Raw genomic sequence first — 17,778 nt, forward strand, 5'->3', positions numbered from 1 at the left:
GCGCGTGTTCATCTCCATGAAGTAGAACGACCCGTCGTCGTTCAGCAGCATCTCGATGGTCCCCGCGCCCACGTAGTCGATCGCCTTGGCCCCGCGCACCGCCGCCTCGCCCATGCGCGCGCGCAGGTCGTCGTCCAGCGCCGGGGAAGGTGCCTCCTCCAGCAGCTTCTGGTGGCGGCGCTGGATGGAGCAGTCGCGCTCGCCCAGGTGGATCACGCGGCCGTGGCTGTCGCCCAGGATCTGGAACTCGATGTGGCGCGGACGGGCCAGGTACTTTTCCACGTACACGGAGTCGTCGCCGAACGCGGCGGCGGCTTCGTTGCGCGCCATGGTGAAGGAACGGGCGAACTCGTCCGCGTCCAGCGCCACGCGCATCCCCTTCCCGCCCCCGCCGGCCGCGGCCTTGATGAGCACGGGGAAGCCGATCTCCTCCGCCCTGGCCAGCGCCTCGTCCACGTCGGAGATGGCGTCGGTTCCGGGGACGATGGGGACGCCCACCTCGCGCATGGTGCGGCGCGCGGTGGCCTTGTCGCCCATCATGCGGATCTGCTGCGGCGTGGGGCCGATGAAGGTCAGCTCGCTGCGCTCGCAGATCTCGCTGAACTCCGCGTTCTCGGCCAGGAAGCCGTAGCCGGGGTGGATGGCGTCCGCGCCCGTGATCTCCGCCGCGGCGATGATGCGGGGGATGTTCAGGTAGCTTTCGCGCGCGGGCGGCGGGCCGATGCACACGTCTTCGTCTGCGAAGCGCACGTGCAGCGACTCGCGGTCTGCTTCGGAGTAGACCGCTACGGTGCGGATCCCCAGCTCCTTGCAGGCGCGGATGACCCGCAGGGCGATCTCGCCGCGGTTCGCGATCAGGACTTTACGGAACACGTCTCTCGGGGATTTATCGGTCGGAACGGGGGGAGGCCGGCGGCCCACCCCAGGTCTCCTGCTCGCCGCTCTCCACTCCGGAAGCGCGCAGCGCGAACTCCGAGGGGTTCGACGCGTAGTGCATCGCCCACTCGTACGAGATGGCGCCGCGGCCGTACAGCTCGAGCAGGCTCTGGTCGAACGTCTGCATCCCGTACTGCACGCGGCCGTCCGCGATCAGCTCCGGGATGCTCTGCGAATCGTCGCCCGTGCGGATGAGCTGCGAGATGGCGGCGGTGTTCACCATCACCTCGGCGGCGGGGACGCGCCCGGGCCCGTCCGCGCGCGGGATCAGCCGCAGCGACACGATGGCGCGCAGGGCGTTGCTCAGCACCCCGCGGATCTCCGCGTGCTGGTGCGGCGGAAAGAACGAGATGATGCGGCCGATGGTCTGCGCCGCGTCGGTCGTGTGCAGCGTGCTCATCACCAGGTGCCCGGTGTCCGCCGCCTTGAGCACCGTCTCCATCGACGGGCGGTCGCGGATCTCGCCGAGCATGATGACGTCCGGGTCCTGCCGCAGCACGTGGCGCAGCGCGTCGTGGAAGGAGTGCGTGTCCGTCCCCACTTCGCGCTGGCTGATGATGGCCTTGGTGTCCCGGTGGAGGAACTCGATGGGATCCTCCACGGTGACGATGTTGACCGCGCGCCGCTCGTTGAGGTGGCGGATCATGGCGGCCAGCGTGGTGCTCTTTCCGCTCCCCGTCACCCCCGTCACCAGCACCAGGCCGCGCGGAAGGAGGGCGATCTGCTGCAGCGCCTCCGGCAGCTCCAGCGTGTCCAGCCCCGGCACTTCCATGGGGATGGCGCGAAAGGTCATCCCCAGCGTGCCGCGCTGGTGGAAGATGTTGGTGCGGAAGCGCCCCAGCCCGCTCACCCCGATGGCGAAGTCGATCTCCTTCTTCTCGGCGAACTCTTCGCGCTGGCGGGGGTTGAGCGTCTGCTCGGAGCAGCGCCTGAGGTCCTCCGGACGTAGCGTGGCGAGCGACGTCTCCACCAGCTCGCCCTGCACGCGCAGCATGGGCGGGCGGCCGACCTTGAGGTGCAGGTCGGAGCCCTGGCGCCGCACCAGCTCGTCCAGCGCCTCGCGAAGTACGAACTCGCGCTGCGCGGGGCGTGGCGGCGTTTCCGCGCTGCGGACCGCTTCGGCCATGGTCAGGCCGCCGGCTCGATGCGGAAGAGGACCTGCCCGTACTCCACGGGCTCGCCGTTCTCCACCAGGATCTCGCGCACGATGCCGGCGACGTCGGACTCCAGCTCGTTCATCAGCTTCATCGCCTCCAGGATGCACAGCGTCTGCCCTTTGGCGACGCGCGTGCCCAGCTCCACGTAGGCCGGGGCCTCGGGCGCGGGGGAGCGGTAGTACGTCCCCACCATGGGGCTCTTGACCTCCACCAGGTTGCCGCCCGCGGGTGCCGCCTGCACCGCGCCGCCTGCCGCGGGCGCCGCGGAGGCCGCCGCCGGAGCCGCCGCGGGTGCGGGGGCGGGCGCGGCGGCGTGCACCACCTGCGCGGGGGCCGCCGCGGCGCTCACGGGCGCGGGGGGCGGGGTCTTGTGGATGCGGATGCGGGTTCCGCCGCGGGCGATCTCCAGGGAGTCGATCCCGCTGTCGTCCACCGCGCTGATGAGGCCGCGGAGAAAGTCGAGGTCGATCATTTCGCGCGCTCGATGTACTTGTCTTCGCGCCGGTCGACGCGAATGAGGTCGCCCTCGTTGAGGAAGAGAGGCACCTGCACCACGGCGCCGGTCTCCAGCGTGGCGGGCTTGGTGCCCCCGGTGGCGGTGTCGCCGCGCACGCCCGGGTCGGTCTGCGTGACCTGCAGCGTGACGAAGAACGGCAGCTCCACGGCGATCACGCTCTCGCCGTGCACCAGCCCGTCGCACTCCATCCCTTCCTTGAGGTACTTCAGCTGGTCCTCGCCGATCACCGCGGCCGCGAGCGGGATCTGGTCGTAGGTCTGCTGGTCCATGAAGTAGTAGAACTCGCCGTCGTTGTACGAGTACTGGATCGGCCGGTGCTCGAGCCGCACCTCGTCGATGCGCTCGCCCGCGCGGAACGTCTTCTCCAGCACGTTGCCGGTGAGGACGTTCTTGAGCTTGCTGCGCACCACGGTGTTCCCCTTGCCGGGCTTGTGGTGCTGGAACCAGAGGATGCTCCACAGCACGCCATCCATGCTGATGACCATCCCGTTGCGGAAATCGGCCGTCGTTGCCAAGGAACTCTCCTAAGTTCGGTGCTGACTGAAGGTTCGGTTTGTTAGTGCGTTAGTGCGTTAGTGCGTGAGTGCGTTTTTCGATCCAGCGCACTTACGCACTTACGCACTTCTTTTCAAAATCTCCACCAGCGCCCGCAGCCCCAGCCTGTAGCTCTCCGCGCCGAAGCCGGAGACGATGCCGGCCGCGCCGGCGGCGAGATACGAGCGGTGCCGGAAGCGCTCGCGGGCGAAGACGTTGCTAAGATGCACCTCCACGTAAGGACGCGCCACTCCCGCCAGCGCGTCGCGCAACGCGATGCTGGTGTGCGTGTAGGCGCCCGCGTTCACCACGAACCCGCCCACGCGCCCCGCCGCCTCGTGCACGTGGTCCACCAGCGCGCCCTCGTGGTTAGATTGAAAGAACTCCACTTCCACGCCCAGCTCGGCCGCCAGCGACGCCACTCCGGCGTTCACCTCTTCCAGTGTCGCGCTCCCGTACGTCGCGGGCTCGCGCGTGCCCAGGAGGTTGAGGTTGGGGCCGTGTACGACCCCGATCCTCAACGCTTGAGGCTCTGCAGCCACGCCTGGAAGCTCTCCAAGTCCTCGTCGTCGTCGCCCGCCGCATCGGCGGCCGGGGCCGCGGGGGGCGCAGGCTGCGGCGCGGGGGCCGGCGGCGGCGCGGGCGCGGGGGCCGGCTCCGAGAAGAAGTCCTCGAACGAGAACCCGCCCACCGGCTCCGCGGGCGCCGGGGCCGGCGCGACCTCCGTCACGGGCGGAAGGTCCAGCTCCATCTCCCACGGCATCGGCTCGTCCGCCGCGTCCCCGGCACCTTCCGTTCCCGCGGGCGCGAAATCCTCCACGGGCGGCGCGAACTGATCCGCGTCAGGCTCCGAAGCGGCCACCGGCTCGTCCAGCGCGAGCCACGGAAGCTCGTCGATCGCCCCCGCCGCGTCGTCCGCGGGGAGGATGTTCTCGGTGGGCGCGGCCGGGACCGCCCACGGCTCGTCTTCGTCGTTCGCCGAGGTGAGCTCCGCTTCGGCCGGGCCATCCGCCATCCAGGGCTCGTCCAGCGGCGGCTGCTCCTCCGCGGCGCCCAGTGTCACGTCGTCCCACGGCTCGGCGGGAGGCGGAGCGCCCGCTTCGGGCTCGATGTCGGGCGGGTTGTACTCGAGCGGGGCGGGCGCGGCCGGCTCCACGTCCGTGGCGTACGACTCGGCCTCGTACGCGGGAGTCGCGCCCGGGCGCCAGGAGAGGATCGACCAGAGATACGCCGCCACCGACTCGCTGCCTTCCGTCCCCTGCTCCGCATCCGCCTGGGCCGAGACGGGCTCCGCGGCAAAGGGCGCGTCCGCGATGGACTCCGCGGCGAAGGCGGGCTCCATCTCGAACGCGGCGTCCTCGATAGGGGCGGTGGGCTCCACTGTCGGCGGCGTCCAGGCGTCGCGCTCGGCGTCGAACGGGGCGGCGTAGGCGGGTTCCGCTTCCTCCGCCGTCACGGGGTGCGTCTCGGGGCCATCGAAGCCGTTCGCGAACGATTCCGCAAACGTATCCGCGGACGATTCATCGCCCTGCGCGCCGGCGAAGTCGCTGGCCGGCTCGTCCTGCGCGAAGCTCATGGCGGGGAGCGGCTCCACCGTCGTGCTCTCTTCCGCAAAGGTCATCGCGGGGAGCGGCTCGGGGAGGGCGGGCTCCGCGTCGAAGCTCATGGCGGGGAGCGGCGGCGGGGCGGCGCCGGTCATCGCGGCGTCCACCGCGTCCAGCCACGACGGCGTGGCTTCTTCCTCCTGCACGGCGGCGGGCGCGGGCGTCTCGCCGGCGGGGTTGCGGAGCTCCGTCTCCAGCTCGGCGAGGCGGCCGATGAGGGCGGGCTCGTGGCCGCGGCGGGCGACCAGCTCGCGGTACACGTCGGCGGCACGGTCCACGAAGCCCTGGCGGTAGTACAGCTCCGCCATCGTCTCCGTGACCATCTCCACCTCGTCCTCGCCGACCGCGTCCTCGTCGTGGAAGGAGCGCAGCTCGACCGGCTCGTCCGGCGCGTCGTTCCAGCGGGCATCCGCGGCGGGCTGCGGCTCGGCGGGCGCGCTGCTCCAATCGTCCACCGCGCCGAAGTCGAGCGCGTCCGGGGCCGCGGCGGCGGGGGCGGACTCGAACGGCTCGTCCAGGCTCACGTCGCCCCAGCCCGAGAGGTCCGCGGGGGGCTCGTCGGCGGCCGGCTCCTCGGCGTGCGAATGCGACGGGAGGCTTACCCCGCCGAAGCCCAGCTCCGGCGACGGCTCCAGCGTGGCGGGCACGTCGAAGTCCGGCGCGTCCATGAGCTCCGGCTCGTCGAACGAGGAGTCGTCGATGCGCGTCTCGCCGTAAGCGGGCGCGGGCTCGCCGGACGACGAATCCACCGCCTCGGGCGAAGCGCCGCCGTGCTCGAACGGGTCCCATCCGTCCGACGGATCGGGAGCGGGGGCGGAGTCGAGCGCATCGAGCGCCTGCCGCGCCTCGGCGCTCATGGGATCGACGGACAGCAGCTCGCCGTACCAGCGGCGCGCCTCGGCCGTGTCGCCCACTGAGGCGGCCATCTCACCGAGCGTGCGCAGGGCGATCAGGTTCTGCGGGTCGATGGAGAGGACGTAGCCGAACTCGTTGCGCGCCTCTTCCGTGGCCCCGCGGTCCGCCAGGCAGCGCCCCAGCAGGACATGCGCGCTCAGGTAGCCAGGGTGGCGCTTGAGGTTCTCGCGCAGCAGCTCCTCCGCCCGCCCCAGGTCGCCCGCTTCGCGGTACGCGGAAGCGAGCGGCATGAAGAAGCGCGACGGGTTGCCGTCGTGGCTGCTCCTCAGCTGCTCGATCCGGGCGGCAAGCTCGGGCGAGATGTCGGGCATGGCGGCTCGTGCCTGGGAGGGGTGTTGCGGGCGGATTTTAGGGACAGGGAACGCAACTTAAGCCTCGCGGCACCATGGGTCAACGGCAACCTCGCGCGGGCGTGCGGGGTACGCGGGGGCACGGGTTGCGGCGAACGGCCGGGGTAAGTATCTTTGCGGCCTTCACTTTCGCCCATCAGGCGGTCCGCGGCACCCTCGCAAACCACATGCTTCCGCCGCGACCTCGCGGCGCACTTCCGGAGTTTGACGCCCACATGATGGAGTTCATCCGCAGCAAGGCCGGAAAGTTCATCATCTTTCCCACGGTCGTGTTCTTTCTCCTCTTCATGGTCTGGGGGATCATCGCCGAGACCGGCCGCAGCGCGCCCAACGAGCTGGGGAGCGTGAACGGGGAGCCGATCACGCTGCTGGCGTACCAGAACGCGGTGGAGACGCTCACGCAGCAGGCGCAGCAGGGCGGCACCACGCGCATCACGCCCGAGGAGCAGCGCCAGATCCGCGAGCGCGCGTGGGACGAGCTGGTGACCGACGCCCTGCTGCGCCAGGAGATGGAGCGCCGCGGGATCAACGTGACGGACGGCGAGATCGTGCTGGCCGCCCGCTCGTTCCCGCACCCGCAGATCTCGCAGCAGGAGATCTTCCAGTCGAACGGGCAGTTCGACATCCGCAAGTACCAGTCGTTCCTGGCCAGCCCGCAGGCGAGCGACGAGCTGCTGGCGCAGATCGAGGGCTACTACCGCGCCATGCTGCCGCGCATGAAGCTCCAGCGGCAGCTCGCGGCGGGTGCCCGCGTGACCGATGCGGAGCTGTGGCGCGCCTTCCAGGACCAGAATGAGCGCGCCACCGTGGAGTACGTGGCGCTCGACCTGTCGAAGCTGGCGCCCGGCCAGGTGAACGTGACCGACGCCGAGGTGCGCGACTTCTTCCGCGACAACCCGGACCGCTTCGAGCGTCCGCGCACGGCGCGGCTGACGGTGGCGTTCATCCCCAAGAACCTGACCGACGCGGACAAGCAGGCCGCGGTGCAGAACGCGCTGCGCATCCGCCAGGAGCTGGTGGGCGGCGGCGACTTCGCCGCGATCGCGGCGCGCGAGAGCCAGGACCCCGGCAGCGCCCAGAAAGGCGGCGACCTGGGCACCTTTGGGCGCGGCCAGATGGTGGGCGCGTTCGACTCGGTGGCCTTCTCGCTCCCGGTGGGCGAGATCTCGCAGCCGGTGGAGACGCAGTTCGGGCTGCACCTGATCCAGGTGCAGGAGCGCACGGGCGACCAGGTGAAGGCGCGCCACATCCTGCTCCCCATCGGCAAGTCCGAGGCGGAGCTGGCCAAGCTGGACGTGCGGGCGGACTCGCTGCGCACCCTGGCGGAGCGCTCCGGGATGGACCGCGCGGCCCGCGCAGTGGGCGCCACCCTGCGCCGCGGCGTCACGGTGACCGAGTCGCTCCCGGTGATCCCCGGCGTGGGCCCGGCGCAGGAAGCGCTGAACTGGGCCGCCAACCCCGGCGAGAGCGAGGACGGCAAGCCGGTGATGAGCGACGTCTTCGAGAACGACAACGCGCTGTACGTGCTCCAGCTGGAGAGCTACGCCCCCAAGGGCCGCATGACGCTGGCCGAGGCGACGCCGCAGATCCGCCGCGACCTGATCGTGCGGAAGAAGCGCGCGCAGGCCCGTGTGGCCGGCGAGAAGATGGTGGCCGAGGTGCGCGCCGGGCGCCCGCTGGCGCAGGTGGCTGCCGCGCGCGGGTTGACCGTGGGCGTGGCCGGGCCCTTTGCCCGCGTGGAGCCGAACCCGATCCTGGGGCAGGCCAACGCTGCGATCGGCGCGGCGTTCGGCACCCCCGTGGGCCAGGTGAGCAGCGTGGTGGAGACGCCGACAGGCCTCTTCATCATCCGCCCCACGCAGCGCGTGCCCGCGGACCGCAAGGCGTGGGAGGCGCAGAAGGAGCAGCAGCGCGCAAGCGTGAGCTACCAGATGCAGCAGGGCACCATCGAGCGCTGGCTGCAGAGCGCGCGCCGCAACGCCGATATCGAGGACAAGCGGGAGAAGCTCGGGGTTTCCTGACCCGCGGCCGACGGCTCGCTGGACGATTCGCCGCCCGCTCTCCGTGATGGAGGGCGGGGCGGTTTTTGGTGCCCCCTCCCCCCGGCCCCCTCCCCCGCACTGCGGGGGCGCAGGGCGTGGGAGGGGGAGAACTGCTGGGTGCGTTGCGCAGATCCGGTAGGGGCGCGATTTATCGCGCCCGTGGGCGGCGCGGCTCGGGGGTCAGGTCACGCGTTAAGGCTCGTTAGAGACGCATGGTTGTGAATGCGTCCTCCCCTTTTGTACGTTCCCCGTTCGGGTCCGTGCACCCGCCTCCCACATACCCGCAGCAGGAGCCTCCCATGCGACGCACGCTGGCACTTGTCCTCGCCTGTTCCGCGATCCCGGGGGCGCTGGTGGCGCAGACGGTAGCGGGTACGCTGGTGGCGGCGGACCGGGGGACGCCGCTCGCCGGGGCCACCGTCACGCTGCTGGATGAGGGCGGGCGGGCGGTGGCGGCCGCTTCGAGCAGGGCGAACGGGGGCTTCACGCTTACCGCGCCCGCCGCGGGACGGTACCGGGTGCGCGCGGAGCGGGTGGGCCACGCATCCACGCTCTCCGCGCCCTTCTCCCTGGCGGCGGGGGAGACATTCACGCTGCGGCTGGCGGCGGAGAGCGGGGGGGTGCAGCTCGAGGGGATCAAGGCGGTCGCCGGCGACCGCGGGTGCGTGGTGAACCCGCGCGCCGGTGCCCGCACCGCCGCCGTGTGGGAGGAGACGCGCAAGGTGCTCTCCGCCACGCGGCTGTCGGAGAGGAGCGCGGGCACCCTCTACACCATTCGCCGCTTCCGCCGGGAGCTGGATGCTTCCACGTCGATGACGCGGGCCGCGCAGGAGGACACCACGCGTGGCCGGAGCCTCGTCCCCTTTCGCAGCCTGCCGCCGGATGAGCTCGCGCGCGACGGCTACGTGCGGCGCGAGGGGCGCGACAACGTGTTCTTTGCGCCCGACGCGCAGGTCCTTCTCTCGGACGAGTTCCTGGACGGGCACTGCTTCCGCGTGGTGCCGGGAAGCGGCGAGGCGGCGGGGATGATCGGGCTGGCGTTCGAGCCGGTGCGCGGGAGGCGCCTTCCCGACGTGCAGGGCACGCTGTGGCTGGACCCGGCCAGCGCCGAGCTGCGCTTCATGGAGTTCGCCTACACCGGCTTGGCCGCGATCGCCCGGGGCGACAGCTGGGGCGGCACCGTGGAGTTCGACCAGACGGACGTGGGGACGTGGATCGTGAACCGGTGGAAGCTGCGCCTTCCCGTGGTGGGACGGGTGGTGAATCCCAGGGGGCGGAGCGTGGCGGATGCGCCCGTGGGCGTCGTCTCCATCTCGGAGGTGGGGGCCGAGGTCTTGGGCGCCGGCGCGACGGCCGTCACCGGGGTGGTGGCGGGAACGGTATTCGACAGCACCCGCGCCCGCCCGCTCGCGGGCGCCGTGGTGAGGCTGGCCGGCACCGGGCACTCCGCGACGACCGACGCGTCCGGCGCGTTCCGCATCGCCGAGGTGCCGGCGGGGCGCTACGAGGTGGAGTTCACGCACCCGCGCGCGGACTCGCTGCAGTGGAAGCCCGATGCCGCCGAGGTGGCCGTGGCGGATGGGGAGAGCGCCGTGCAACTCTCTCTCCCGCGGCGCGCGGCGCCGGTCGTCGTGGCCGGCCGCGACTCTCTGCGCGTCGTGCAGCTGGAGGGGGTGACGGGTACGGCGGCGGCGCAGACGCGCATTCTCACACGGCTCGGCTTCTACGAGCGTAAGGAGCGCGGCTTCGGCACGCACTGGAGCGGCGACGAGTTCCGGAACAAGGGGCGGGGGCGGATCACGGATCACATCACCGGCACGCGGCGCATCTTCGCCGTGCCGACCGGCGACGACGACGGCATCACCTTTCTCCGGAGCCAGCTCGGGCTCACCTGCTGGGTCCCCGTGTTCCTGGACGGGCGGCGGGTGGCGGCCAAGGAGCTGAACCGGCTGCGGCGAGAGGACGTTGTCGCAGTGGAGATCTACGAGGGCACCGACGTCCCCGGCGAGTTCAACATCGCCGCGCACTACAACAGCTCCGGGCGCAGGCGCGCGTGCGGGGCGGTCGTGGTGTGGACGACGCTGGCGAGGTAGGGGGCTGGGGGTTGGCCGGGGGGTTGGCCCTGGGGTTGGCCCTGGGGGTTGGTCCTGGGGTTTGGTCCTGGGGGTGGCCCGGCGGTTGAAACCGCTGCAACAACCGCGGGAAGCCTGCCTTCGCAGGCTCGGATCGGCGGGCGCCGGCGGCATCGCCGGGGGCTGAAGCCCCCGGCTGGAACTACGGGAAGACCGCTGAAGCGGTCTCGCCAGCCGGCAATGTGCGGTGCATCGCGGGGCACGGGCGCGATAAATCGCGCCCCTACGGGATCGGTGCAGCGCAGAGGGTGTTCTCCCCCTCACCCGCCCTGCGCCCCCGCGGGCGGGGGGAGGGGGCCCTGCGCGACACAAGCCCCCTCTCTCGATGACAGGAGGGCGCAGCCCTCTCCTGTTATCGGGAGAGGGGGCAGGCGAGTGTAACGAGCCGGGGGTGAGGGCCCCGCCCTTCCCTACCCCACCACCCCCCTCGCCACCTCCGCCTGCACGGACCAGCGGCAGCTCGCGCACTGCACCATGTGCGGGTCGCGCATGCGGCCGAGCTCGGTGTAGTCCTGGGCGGTGCCGCACTTGGGGCAGGGGCCGTGCAGCCAGAGGAGGGTGCGGTGCTCGCGAAGGCGGCCGAACGCGCGAAAGGCGCCCATCCCCAGCACCAGCAGCACCCACGGGATGTGCGGGGGGATGAAGAAGACGGCCGGCGCCAGCAGCCACCACGCCAGTTCCTTGAGCGCGGCCGAGCGGCGCCAGCCCGCGGTGCGCTCCAGCACGCGGGCGCGCCCCTCCGTCGCCTGGCCGGAAAAGCTGAAGCGCGCGGCGACTTCCGGTACGCTCATCGGGCCTGGGCCACCAGCACGGTCGCCGTGCCGACGCCGATGGCGTCCCAGGCGAGGTCGTAGAGCGAGGCGGTGCTTGTTTCGGGGGAGCGGCGGTCGCGCAGCTCCTTGGCGATGCCCAGCCCCATCCCCGCCGCGGCGCCCGCTGTGAGGCTGGGGGTGCGGCCCAGGCCGGCCGCACGCGCGCCGCTGGACGCCAGGCTGGTGAAGACGAAGGAGACGGCGAAGTGCTTCAGCTTGTCTTCCGCGAAGAAGCGGTCCGCGGGGGTGTCCGGGCCCCTGCCCAGCGAAAGGCACAGGCAGAGCATCAGGTGGTTCACGATTCCTCCTCCGTTGCGGCCCACGCGCGCGCCGCGCCCACCGCCCGGCGCCATCCGCGCTGCCATTCCCCGCGCGCGGCGTCGTCCGCGGCGGGGGTGAATACCGTTTCCTCGGGGCGCGCCGCGTCCAGCTCCTCGGGCGTGCGCCACACTCCCGTAGCCAGGCCGGCGAGCCCCGCCGCGCCGCGTGCCGTCACCTCCACCATCGCGGGGCGGCGCACGGGGACGCCCAGCACGTCCGCCTGGTACTGCATCAGCCAGTCGTTGGAGGTGGCGCCGCCGTCCACCCGCAGCTCGGGGAGGGTGACGCCCGCGTCGGCCTGCATCGCCTCCACCACGTCGGCGGTGGAGTAGGCCATGGCCTCGAGCGCGGCGCGCGCCACGTGCGCCCGCGTGCTCCCGCGCGTGAGGCCGAAGAGCGTGCCCCGAGCCCGCGGCTCCCAGTGCGGCGCACCCAGGCCCGTGAACGCCGGGACGAAGTAGACGCCGTCGTTGCTCTCCAGCGAGCGGGCCAGCGCGTCCGTCTCCTCGGCCTGCTCCACGATGCCGAGCCCGTCGCGGAGCCACTGCACCGCGGCGCCCGCGATGAAGATGGAGCCCTCCAGCGCGAACGCCCGCTCGCCGCGCGGGCCGCAGGCGGCGGTGGTGAGCATCCCGTGCTTCGACGCCACGCGCTCGGCGCCGGTGTTCACCAGGAGGAAGGCGCCCGTGCCGTACGTGTTCTTCCCCTCCCCCGCCGTCCAGCAGCCGTGGCCAAAGAGCGCCGCCTGCTGGTCCCCCGCGATCCCCGCGATGGGGACCTCGCTGCCGAATGCGTCACCGGATGTCGCGCCGTAGACCTCGCTGGAGGCGCGCACCTGCGGGAGCACCGCCGCCGGGACGCCGAACAGGTCCAGCATCGCCGGGTCCCACGCGCCGTCGTCCAGCGAGTAGAGGAGGGTGCGCGAGGCGTTGGTCGGGTCGGTCAGGTGCAGGCCGCCGCCGGTGAGCTTCCAAACCAGCCAGCTGTCGATGGTCCCCGCCGCCAGCTCCCCAGCCTCCGCGCGGCGGCGCGCATCGGGGACGTTGTCCAGGAGCCACGACAGCTTGGTGCCGCTGAAATACGGGTCGATCACGAGTCCGGTGCGCGCGCGGACGTCCTCCTCGTGGCCCGCATCCTTGAGGGCGCGGCAGACGTCGGCGGTGCGGCCGTCCTGCCAGACTAGGGCGCGATGCAGCGGACGGCCCGTGGCGCGGTTCCAGAGCACGATCGTCTCGCGCTGGTTGGTGATGCCGATCCCCGCGAGCCCCTCCATCGCCATATCCGCATCCGCGACAGCGGCGGCGGCCACGCGGCGCGTCGTCTCCCAGATCTCCTCCGCGTCGTGCTCCACCCACCCCGGCCGCGGAAAGTGCTGGCCGAACTCGCTGTATCCACGCCCCCGCACCCGCCCCTCCACGTCGATCACCAGACAGGTGACGCCGGTCGTCCCTTCATCGATCGCAAGGATCATGTGGATGCGCGGGTGGAGGATGGGGTCGGGTCGATCGGCCGGCAAAGCGGATCGCGCGGCTCGTCCGCGGCCGGCGGGCGGACGAAGGCGGCCACGCGCGCCTCGCACGCGCCGAGCTCCGCGAAGTTGCGCTGCGCTTCCGCCAGGGTGACCGCGTTGGCACCGAGCGTCATCGGATCGCGGAGCTGCGCGGCGTCGTCCTCCCAGAAGCAGACCGGGCAGATCTCGTGCGAACCCGGCGCCGTGCCGAAGACGAGATGGCCGCAGCAGGGGCACGGGAAGCGCTCCGGCCCTGCCCCGCCCCGCAGGCACGCGGGCGAGCTCAGCGCCACGCGCGCGGCTCCGCGATGAAGTGGGCCTCGACGGCGCAATGGGCCGCGAGCCACGGAACCATCTGCCGCTTCATCACCAGCTCCTCTGATGCGACGTGCGAGACGCCCGCGAGCCACATCCCGCTGCTCGCGAGGTAGGCGTCGATTTCCGCACGGTTCTCGCGGCCGTAGTCGTTGTCCGCGTACGAGCGGATCTCGCCAGTGATGTACGCCTGCGCACCCAACCCTTCCGCCTCACGCATGGCATCGACGGAGTTGCCGCCGCCGGGGACGATGGCGATGCGCTCGATGACGCCCGGCGCGCCGCCGGCGACGTCCAGGTACGGCACGCCGAAGGTGCCCAGCAGCTCCGCCTGCCACTCGTCCGCGGAGCGCGCGGTGGCGGCGCAGACCACACCCGCAAACCCGTTGCCGTAGGCGTAAAACTCGGCATCGGGCGTGGCGCCGAGCGCTTCCACCATCGCCACCGTCGTGCCGACTTCGCCGCGCGCGGTGTCCATCGGCGCGTGGCAGGCGTAGACCGAAAGCTCGCGCTCCGCCAGGCGCCGCAGCGTGGCGGGCGCGATGGGGACGAAGCCGGCGCCGGGCTCGCCGCGCGGATCGCCGGAGCGCAGGTCGATGGGGTGATGGCAGAAGAGGAGGTCGCCGGGCGCCGCGGCGCGCAGGAACTCTTCCAGCACCTCTGCCGATGGAAACGCGGCGCAGAAGACGGTGTTCACGCGCGGACCGGCACGCAGCATCAACCCGTTGAACCGCCGTACGAACTCGGGCTGAAAGGTGCGCCGCCAGTCGAACCCGGCCGCGTCGTACACCATCGGCACGAAGATGGAGAAGCCCGGATCGCGCTCCACCTCATCGACGGCAAAGAGCGCGTCGAGGCGTGCCACGAGCGCATCCAGCTGCTCCATCGCCCTACCCGCGCCGCAGCTCGCCGAAGGCGTAGCGCCAGCCGAAGCGCTCGAACAGCTTCAGCATGTGCACCACGGGCAGACCCATCACGGAGAAGTAGTCGCCCTCGATCCCCTCCACCAGCGCGCTGCCGAAGCCCTGGATGCCGTACGCGCCCGCCTTGTCCATCGGCTCGCCGGTGGCGACGTACTCCTCGCACGCGCGGCGGTCGAGCGCACGGAAGCGGACGCGGACGCGCTCCAGCCCGCTCTCCACGCGCCCCCCCTGCACCACCGCGATCCCGGTGCACACCTCGTGCTCCCGCCCCGCGAGCCGCGTCAGCATCTCCACCGCCTGCGCCGTGTCGCGCGGCTTGCCGAGCACGTCGCCATCGACCACCACGATGGTGTCCGATCCCACCACAAGCGCGTCCGGGTGCGCGGCGGCGACGTGCTGGGCCTTGTCGCGCGCCAGGCGTTCGGCGTGTTCGGGGGGCGTCTCGCCGTCGCGGTAGCTTTCGTCCAGGTCGGCGGGGATGGTGTCGAAGACGAGCCCCAGCCGCCCGATCAGCTCGGCGCGGCGCGGGGACTGGGAGGCGAGGACGATGCGGGGCGAGTCGGACATCGGGATCAGCGTTCCAGGACCAGGGTTACGGGGCCGTCGTTGACCAGCTCCACCTCCATCATCGCGCCGAACTCGCCCGTCTGCACGGGGCGGCCGGTGGCGCGCAGCAGCTCGAGGAAGCGCTCGTACAGCGGGATTGCGGTCTCGGGCCGCGCGGCATCCACGAACGACGGCCGCCTTCCCTTGCGCGCGTCACCGTAGAGGGTGAACTGCGACACGACGAGCAGCGCGCCGTCCGCCTCCTCCAGCGAGCGGTTCATCTTCCCCTCGTCATCGGGGAAGATGCGCAGCCCGACCACCTTGTCCGCCATCCACGCGAGCGCCTCCTCGCCGTCCCCCTCCGTGAAGCCGGCGAGGAGGAGCAGGCCGCGGCCGATTTCGCCGGTGGTGCGCCCCTCGACGGTGACGCGGGCGCGCGACACGCGCTGGAGGACGATTCGCATGCGGGGAAGTTAGGGCCGGTGAGCCGCCGGGGCGAGTGAACTCGCGGCAGGAACCGCACAAGGTTCAACTTCTCTGCAAGTTGCGGGGGAAACCGCAAACCTTGGACGGCACGCGCATCTTGCTCGACAAGGAAACGCAACCTCGGCTGGAAGCTTCACCAACTGACACCTGCTCCCCTGGGGAGCAGGTGGTCTTTCCACTCGGACTGAGTGAGCTGCGCTGTGTCACCTGGATTCTACAAAGCCCACGACGCCTGCGCCCGCGACCTCCTTCGGGAACGTGAGGAGCCAGCCGCACGCATCCAAGCGGACTAGTCCGCGTGGATGCAATCGACTCCATCACCCCGCTGATTCGGACCAGGCTTGCATAACACCCGTTTCCAGCACATACTTGGCCCATCGTACCGAATGGCCTCAGAGATCTTATTTTCCCAAGCCTAGTGGGTCTACATACTAATCTAAAAGTGTTCACCCGCGTGAGACAGCGCGGTGCGCCATGTACTCAGGGAGGAAATATGTGGCAGATTGTGCCCTCGAATGCCGCTACCGTTGTTGGGATGGGAGAGACGTTCCGCAGGGACGTATCGGACGGTACCCAAACGGTCAGCTACTGGTTCAAGAAGAACGGAAATGTGAATCTTAACAACTTCCACGGAGACCTTCATTTCACGCTCGGCAATATCCTAGGGGGCACAATCGCCTACTTCCATGCCACGTGGCACAACAGAGGTTCGGTCACCCAATACACCTGTACGCTTGGAAATGACGGGCGTTTCGCGGTCGATGAGAGCGCCGGCAGCATTGGGCCGAACATGACGGCCGCGTTGGCCATCGACATAGTTGGTAAGATCTATCGAAAGGTCTGGCTTGACGAAGAAAAGCTTGAGACTGAGCGGGTAGAGCTGACGAACGCCAGCAGGTCACTCAATCGGGGCGGGTATAACCTTTTTGCCAACGCGCTGAAGAGCATCAAATAAATAAGGATGTACTTGGCTAAACGGGTGAGCCTGCGCGTTTGCAGGCAGGCGCGAAACGGCGGGCGCCGCTGGTCCTACCGTCGGTTGGAAAGGTGATAAAGGCTGCTTAGTACAAACTGACAGTGCGCCCCTGTCAGCTTGGTGAGCCCGCAGAAAGTTTAAGTCCCTCCAGTATCTGCACTTGCGAATCCCCACACAGATTCCGCTGCAGAAATTGCACAAAGTCCCCCTGCGGGACTCGCGCCTCGACACCGTGCGAGGGGAACGAGTCCGCGAAGGCGGACTTTGTGCTTTCGCCGCGGCGAGTTACTCGCCTGCTCTCATCGCGCTTGGGCGGCGTCCTTGCCCTGCTCGCTCAGCACGTCCGCGAGGGCCATGAGGGCGCCCGTCCCCGCCGCCAAGATGATGGCGGTACCCAGGCCGCTGTGGCGGCGGACGCGGTACGGAAGGCGCGGGGCGCCGTGCTCGTTGTGCATCGCCTTGCGGGTGCGGCTCCTCACTACCTTCGACGCCGCCGTGCCGACTACCATCCACAGAAGCTTTCGCGAGAGACTGGCCACTGTTCATCCTCCTCGTGCGGGTTCCGTTCGCGATCGGGCGCGGCGAGTTGCAGGAGCCGGGCCATCAACGCTTTACGCCCACCACCTCCACCATCGGCGGCGACGCGAAGAAAGCCCCCGGCACGCTCTCCCACTCCTTCCACTGCGCATCGAACTCCGCAAGCTCGTCCGCGCCTAGCAGCCCCGCGTCCACGAGCGTGGGGAGGAAGTTGTCGAAGAAGGTGCGCGGCCACTGCCAGAACGCCGTCCCCGGACGCCCGATGCGGCGGATGGGCCGGATGTGCGTGACCTCCAGCCCGCACCGCTCCATCATCGCGGGAAGAGCGGCGCCCACGCTCGGGTCACCCCCGCGCTCTCGCCACGCCCGCACCACCGCGGGGAAGATGCGCGCGAACGCCGGGTCCTCTGGGGCGATCTGGACGGCATCGTACTGGGAGTAGTCCTGCACCACGAAGGCGCCGCCGGGCCGCAGCGCACGCGCCACCGCCCGCACCGCCGCCTCTGGATCAGCGACGAAGCAGAGCACCCAGCGCGCGTACGCCCCATCGAACCGATCGGGCGGCAGCGGCGCCGTGATGAGGTCGCTCTCCTCCGCGGTGACGTTGGGGATGCCGCGCGCCGCGATCTCCGCCTGCAGGTGGCGGATGAAGCGCGCGGAAAGGTCGATGCCGTGCACGTGCCCCGCCGGCCCCACGAGCCGCGCGAGGTCGAACGAGGCGTATCCGGGCCCGCATCCCACATACAGGATCCGCTGCCCCGGCCCGAACCCGGCCGCCTCCCACCCCTCCGCCGCGTACCCGCTCCACACCGCATGCTGGAACCCGAGCCGCGCCAGCTCGTCGTCGCCGGTGCCCAGGACGTATTCGCGTTCGTGCAATGGGCCCTCACCACCGTCTCGTTACGAGCGCCCCCTCCCCCCGGCCCCCTCCCCCGCCTGCGGGGGCGCAGGGCGGGTGAGGGGGAGAACTCCCTCTGCGTTTGCACCGATCCCGTAGGGGCGCGATTCATCGCGCCCGTGCCCCGCCATGCACCGCACATCGCCGCCGGGCGAGACCGCTTCAGCGGTCTTCCCGTAGTTCCAGCCGGGGGCTTTAGCCCCCGGCGATGCACCCCCGGCCATTCATCCCCGGCCGATGCGCCCCCCGGCGATTCATCCCCCGGCG

18 protein-coding genes are annotated in these 17,778 nt (G+C 70.8%); 3 read left to right on the top strand and 15 right to left on the bottom strand.

Translation table 11 applies throughout. The features are described 5' to 3' along the window. The 6 genes from VF647_15805 to VF647_15830 all read right to left on the bottom strand — a co-directional run. A partial coding sequence (locus VF647_15805; GenBank protein ID HEX8453565.1) for a biotin carboxylase N-terminal domain-containing protein occupies positions 1-873 on the bottom strand: 873 nt, incomplete at its 3' end. A gap of 13 nt (positions 874-886) precedes the next feature. Then, entirely contained in the window at positions 887-2,062 is a 1,176-nt protein-coding gene (locus VF647_15810; protein HEX8453566.1) for a type IV pilus twitching motility protein PilT, read from the bottom strand. Positions 2,063-2,064: 2 nt separating this feature from the next. Beyond that, positions 2,065-2,565 carry an acetyl-CoA carboxylase biotin carboxyl carrier protein gene (gene accB / locus VF647_15815; GenBank protein HEX8453567.1) on the bottom strand — a complete coding sequence of 167 codons (501 nt, stop codon included), beginning with the start codon at positions 2,563-2,565 and terminating at the stop codon, positions 2,065-2,067. Beyond that, positions 2,562-3,125, bottom strand: coding sequence for an elongation factor P (efp, locus tag VF647_15820; GenBank protein HEX8453568.1), 564 nt, complete (start codon positions 3,123-3,125; stop codon positions 2,562-2,564). The genes accB and efp overlap by 4 nt, the downstream gene beginning before the upstream one ends. Before the next feature lie 99 nt (positions 3,126-3,224). Next, positions 3,225-3,665 (bottom strand): type II 3-dehydroquinate dehydratase, encoded by a 441-nt coding sequence (aroQ, locus tag VF647_15825; GenBank protein ID HEX8453569.1) that lies wholly within the window; start codon positions 3,663-3,665, stop codon positions 3,225-3,227. Beyond that, complete coding sequence (locus VF647_15830; protein ID HEX8453570.1) at positions 3,662-5,974, bottom strand: tetratricopeptide repeat protein; 2,313 nt, start codon at positions 5,972-5,974, stop codon at positions 3,662-3,664. The genes aroQ and VF647_15830 overlap by 4 nt, the downstream gene beginning before the upstream one ends. A 254-nt stretch (positions 5,975-6,228) precedes the next feature. Between VF647_15830 and VF647_15835 the strand changes: the two genes are divergently transcribed. Together VF647_15835 and VF647_15840 are read left to right on the top strand one after the other, a co-directional pair. Beyond that, a complete protein-coding gene (locus VF647_15835) occupies positions 6,229-8,034 on the top strand; it encodes a SurA N-terminal domain-containing protein (protein ID HEX8453571.1) in 1,806 nt (601 codons plus the stop codon). Between the two features lie 320 nt (positions 8,035-8,354). Beyond that, positions 8,355-10,148, top strand: coding sequence for a carboxypeptidase-like regulatory domain-containing protein (locus VF647_15840; GenBank protein HEX8453572.1), 1,794 nt, complete (start codon positions 8,355-8,357; stop codon positions 10,146-10,148). 449 nt (positions 10,149-10,597) lie between these two features. Here VF647_15840 and VF647_15845 read toward each other — a convergent pair whose 3' ends face one another. The 7 genes from VF647_15845 to dtd are packed head-to-tail and all read right to left on the bottom strand — an operon-like array spanning position 10,598 to position 15,078. Beyond that, positions 10,598-10,978: a hypothetical protein gene (locus tag VF647_15845; GenBank protein ID HEX8453573.1), complete on the bottom strand. Its 381-nt coding sequence runs from the start codon at positions 10,976-10,978 to the stop codon at positions 10,598-10,600. Further along, a complete protein-coding gene (locus tag VF647_15850; protein ID HEX8453574.1) occupies positions 10,975-11,298 on the bottom strand; it encodes a hypothetical protein in 324 nt (107 codons plus the stop codon). The genes VF647_15845 and VF647_15850 overlap by 4 nt, the downstream gene beginning before the upstream one ends. Beyond that, positions 11,295-12,791 carry a glycerol kinase GlpK gene (gene glpK, locus VF647_15855; GenBank protein HEX8453575.1) on the bottom strand — a complete coding sequence of 499 codons (1,497 nt, stop codon included), beginning with the start codon at positions 12,789-12,791 and terminating at the stop codon, positions 11,295-11,297. Before glpK ends, VF647_15850 begins: the two co-directional genes overlap by 4 nt. Further along, on the bottom strand, positions 12,788-13,123 hold the full coding sequence (locus VF647_15860) for a CPCC family cysteine-rich protein (GenBank protein HEX8453576.1): 336 nt from the start codon (positions 13,121-13,123) through the stop codon (positions 12,788-12,790). Before VF647_15860 ends, glpK begins: the two co-directional genes overlap by 4 nt. After that, entirely contained in the window at positions 13,114-14,031 is a 918-nt protein-coding gene (locus tag VF647_15865; protein HEX8453577.1) for a Nif3-like dinuclear metal center hexameric protein, read from the bottom strand. Before VF647_15865 ends, VF647_15860 begins: the two co-directional genes overlap by 10 nt. 4 nt (positions 14,032-14,035) lie before the next feature. Next, complete coding sequence (locus VF647_15870) at positions 14,036-14,635, bottom strand: Maf family protein (GenBank protein HEX8453578.1); 600 nt, start codon at positions 14,633-14,635, stop codon at positions 14,036-14,038. A 5-nt stretch (positions 14,636-14,640) separates the two neighbouring features. Further along, the gene (gene dtd, locus VF647_15875) at positions 14,641-15,078 is read right to left on the bottom strand and encodes a D-aminoacyl-tRNA deacylase (GenBank protein ID HEX8453579.1); all 438 of its coding nucleotides are present in this window, start codon (positions 15,076-15,078) and stop codon (positions 14,641-14,643) included. 515 nt (positions 15,079-15,593) lie between these two features. Between dtd and VF647_15880 the strand changes: the two genes are divergently transcribed. After that, positions 15,594-16,055 carry a hypothetical protein gene (locus VF647_15880; GenBank protein ID HEX8453580.1) on the top strand — a complete coding sequence of 154 codons (462 nt, stop codon included), beginning with the start codon at positions 15,594-15,596 and terminating at the stop codon, positions 16,053-16,055. A 320-nt stretch (positions 16,056-16,375) separates the two neighbouring features. Here VF647_15880 and VF647_15885 read toward each other — a convergent pair whose 3' ends face one another. Both VF647_15885 and VF647_15890 read right to left on the bottom strand, forming a co-directional pair. Then, a complete protein-coding gene (locus VF647_15885) occupies positions 16,376-16,615 on the bottom strand; it encodes a hypothetical protein (protein ID HEX8453581.1) in 240 nt (79 codons plus the stop codon). A 64-nt stretch (positions 16,616-16,679) separates the two neighbouring features. Next, entirely contained in the window at positions 16,680-17,492 is an 813-nt protein-coding gene (locus tag VF647_15890) for a methyltransferase domain-containing protein (GenBank protein HEX8453582.1), read from the bottom strand. Between the last annotated feature and the right edge of the window lie 286 nt (positions 17,493-17,778).

The sequence above is a fragment of the Longimicrobium sp. genome (genome assembly GCA_036387335.1).
GTDB lineage: Bacteria > Gemmatimonadota > Gemmatimonadetes > Longimicrobiales > Longimicrobiaceae > Longimicrobium.

Coding starts and splice junctions, on each gene's coding strand:
- VF647_15810 (HEX8453566.1), bottom strand. CDS start 2,062: ATGGCCGAAGCGGTCCGCAGCGCGGAAACGCCGCCACGCCCCGCGCAG.
- accB (HEX8453567.1), bottom strand. CDS start 2,565: ATGATCGACCTCGACTTTCTCCGCGGCCTCATCAGCGCGGTGGACGAC.
- VF647_15830 (HEX8453570.1), bottom strand. CDS start 5,974: ATGCCCGACATCTCGCCCGAGCTTGCCGCCCGGATCGAGCAGCTGAGG.
- VF647_15835 (HEX8453571.1), top strand. CDS start 6,229: ATGATGGAGTTCATCCGCAGCAAGGCCGGAAAGTTCATCATCTTTCCC.
- VF647_15840 (HEX8453572.1), top strand. CDS start 8,355: ATGCGACGCACGCTGGCACTTGTCCTCGCCTGTTCCGCGATCCCGGGG.
- VF647_15845 (HEX8453573.1), bottom strand. CDS start 10,978: ATGAGCGTACCGGAAGTCGCCGCGCGCTTCAGCTTTTCCGGCCAGGCG.
- glpK (HEX8453575.1), bottom strand. CDS start 12,791: ATGATCCTTGCGATCGATGAAGGGACGACCGGCGTCACCTGTCTGGTG.
- VF647_15865 (HEX8453577.1), bottom strand. CDS start 14,031: ATGGAGCAGCTGGATGCGCTCGTGGCACGCCTCGACGCGCTCTTTGCC.
- VF647_15870 (HEX8453578.1), bottom strand. CDS start 14,635: ATGTCCGACTCGCCCCGCATCGTCCTCGCCTCCCAGTCCCCGCGCCGC.
- dtd (HEX8453579.1), bottom strand. CDS start 15,078: ATGCGAATCGTCCTCCAGCGCGTGTCGCGCGCCCGCGTCACCGTCGAG.
- VF647_15880 (HEX8453580.1), top strand. CDS start 15,594: ATGTGGCAGATTGTGCCCTCGAATGCCGCTACCGTTGTTGGGATGGGA.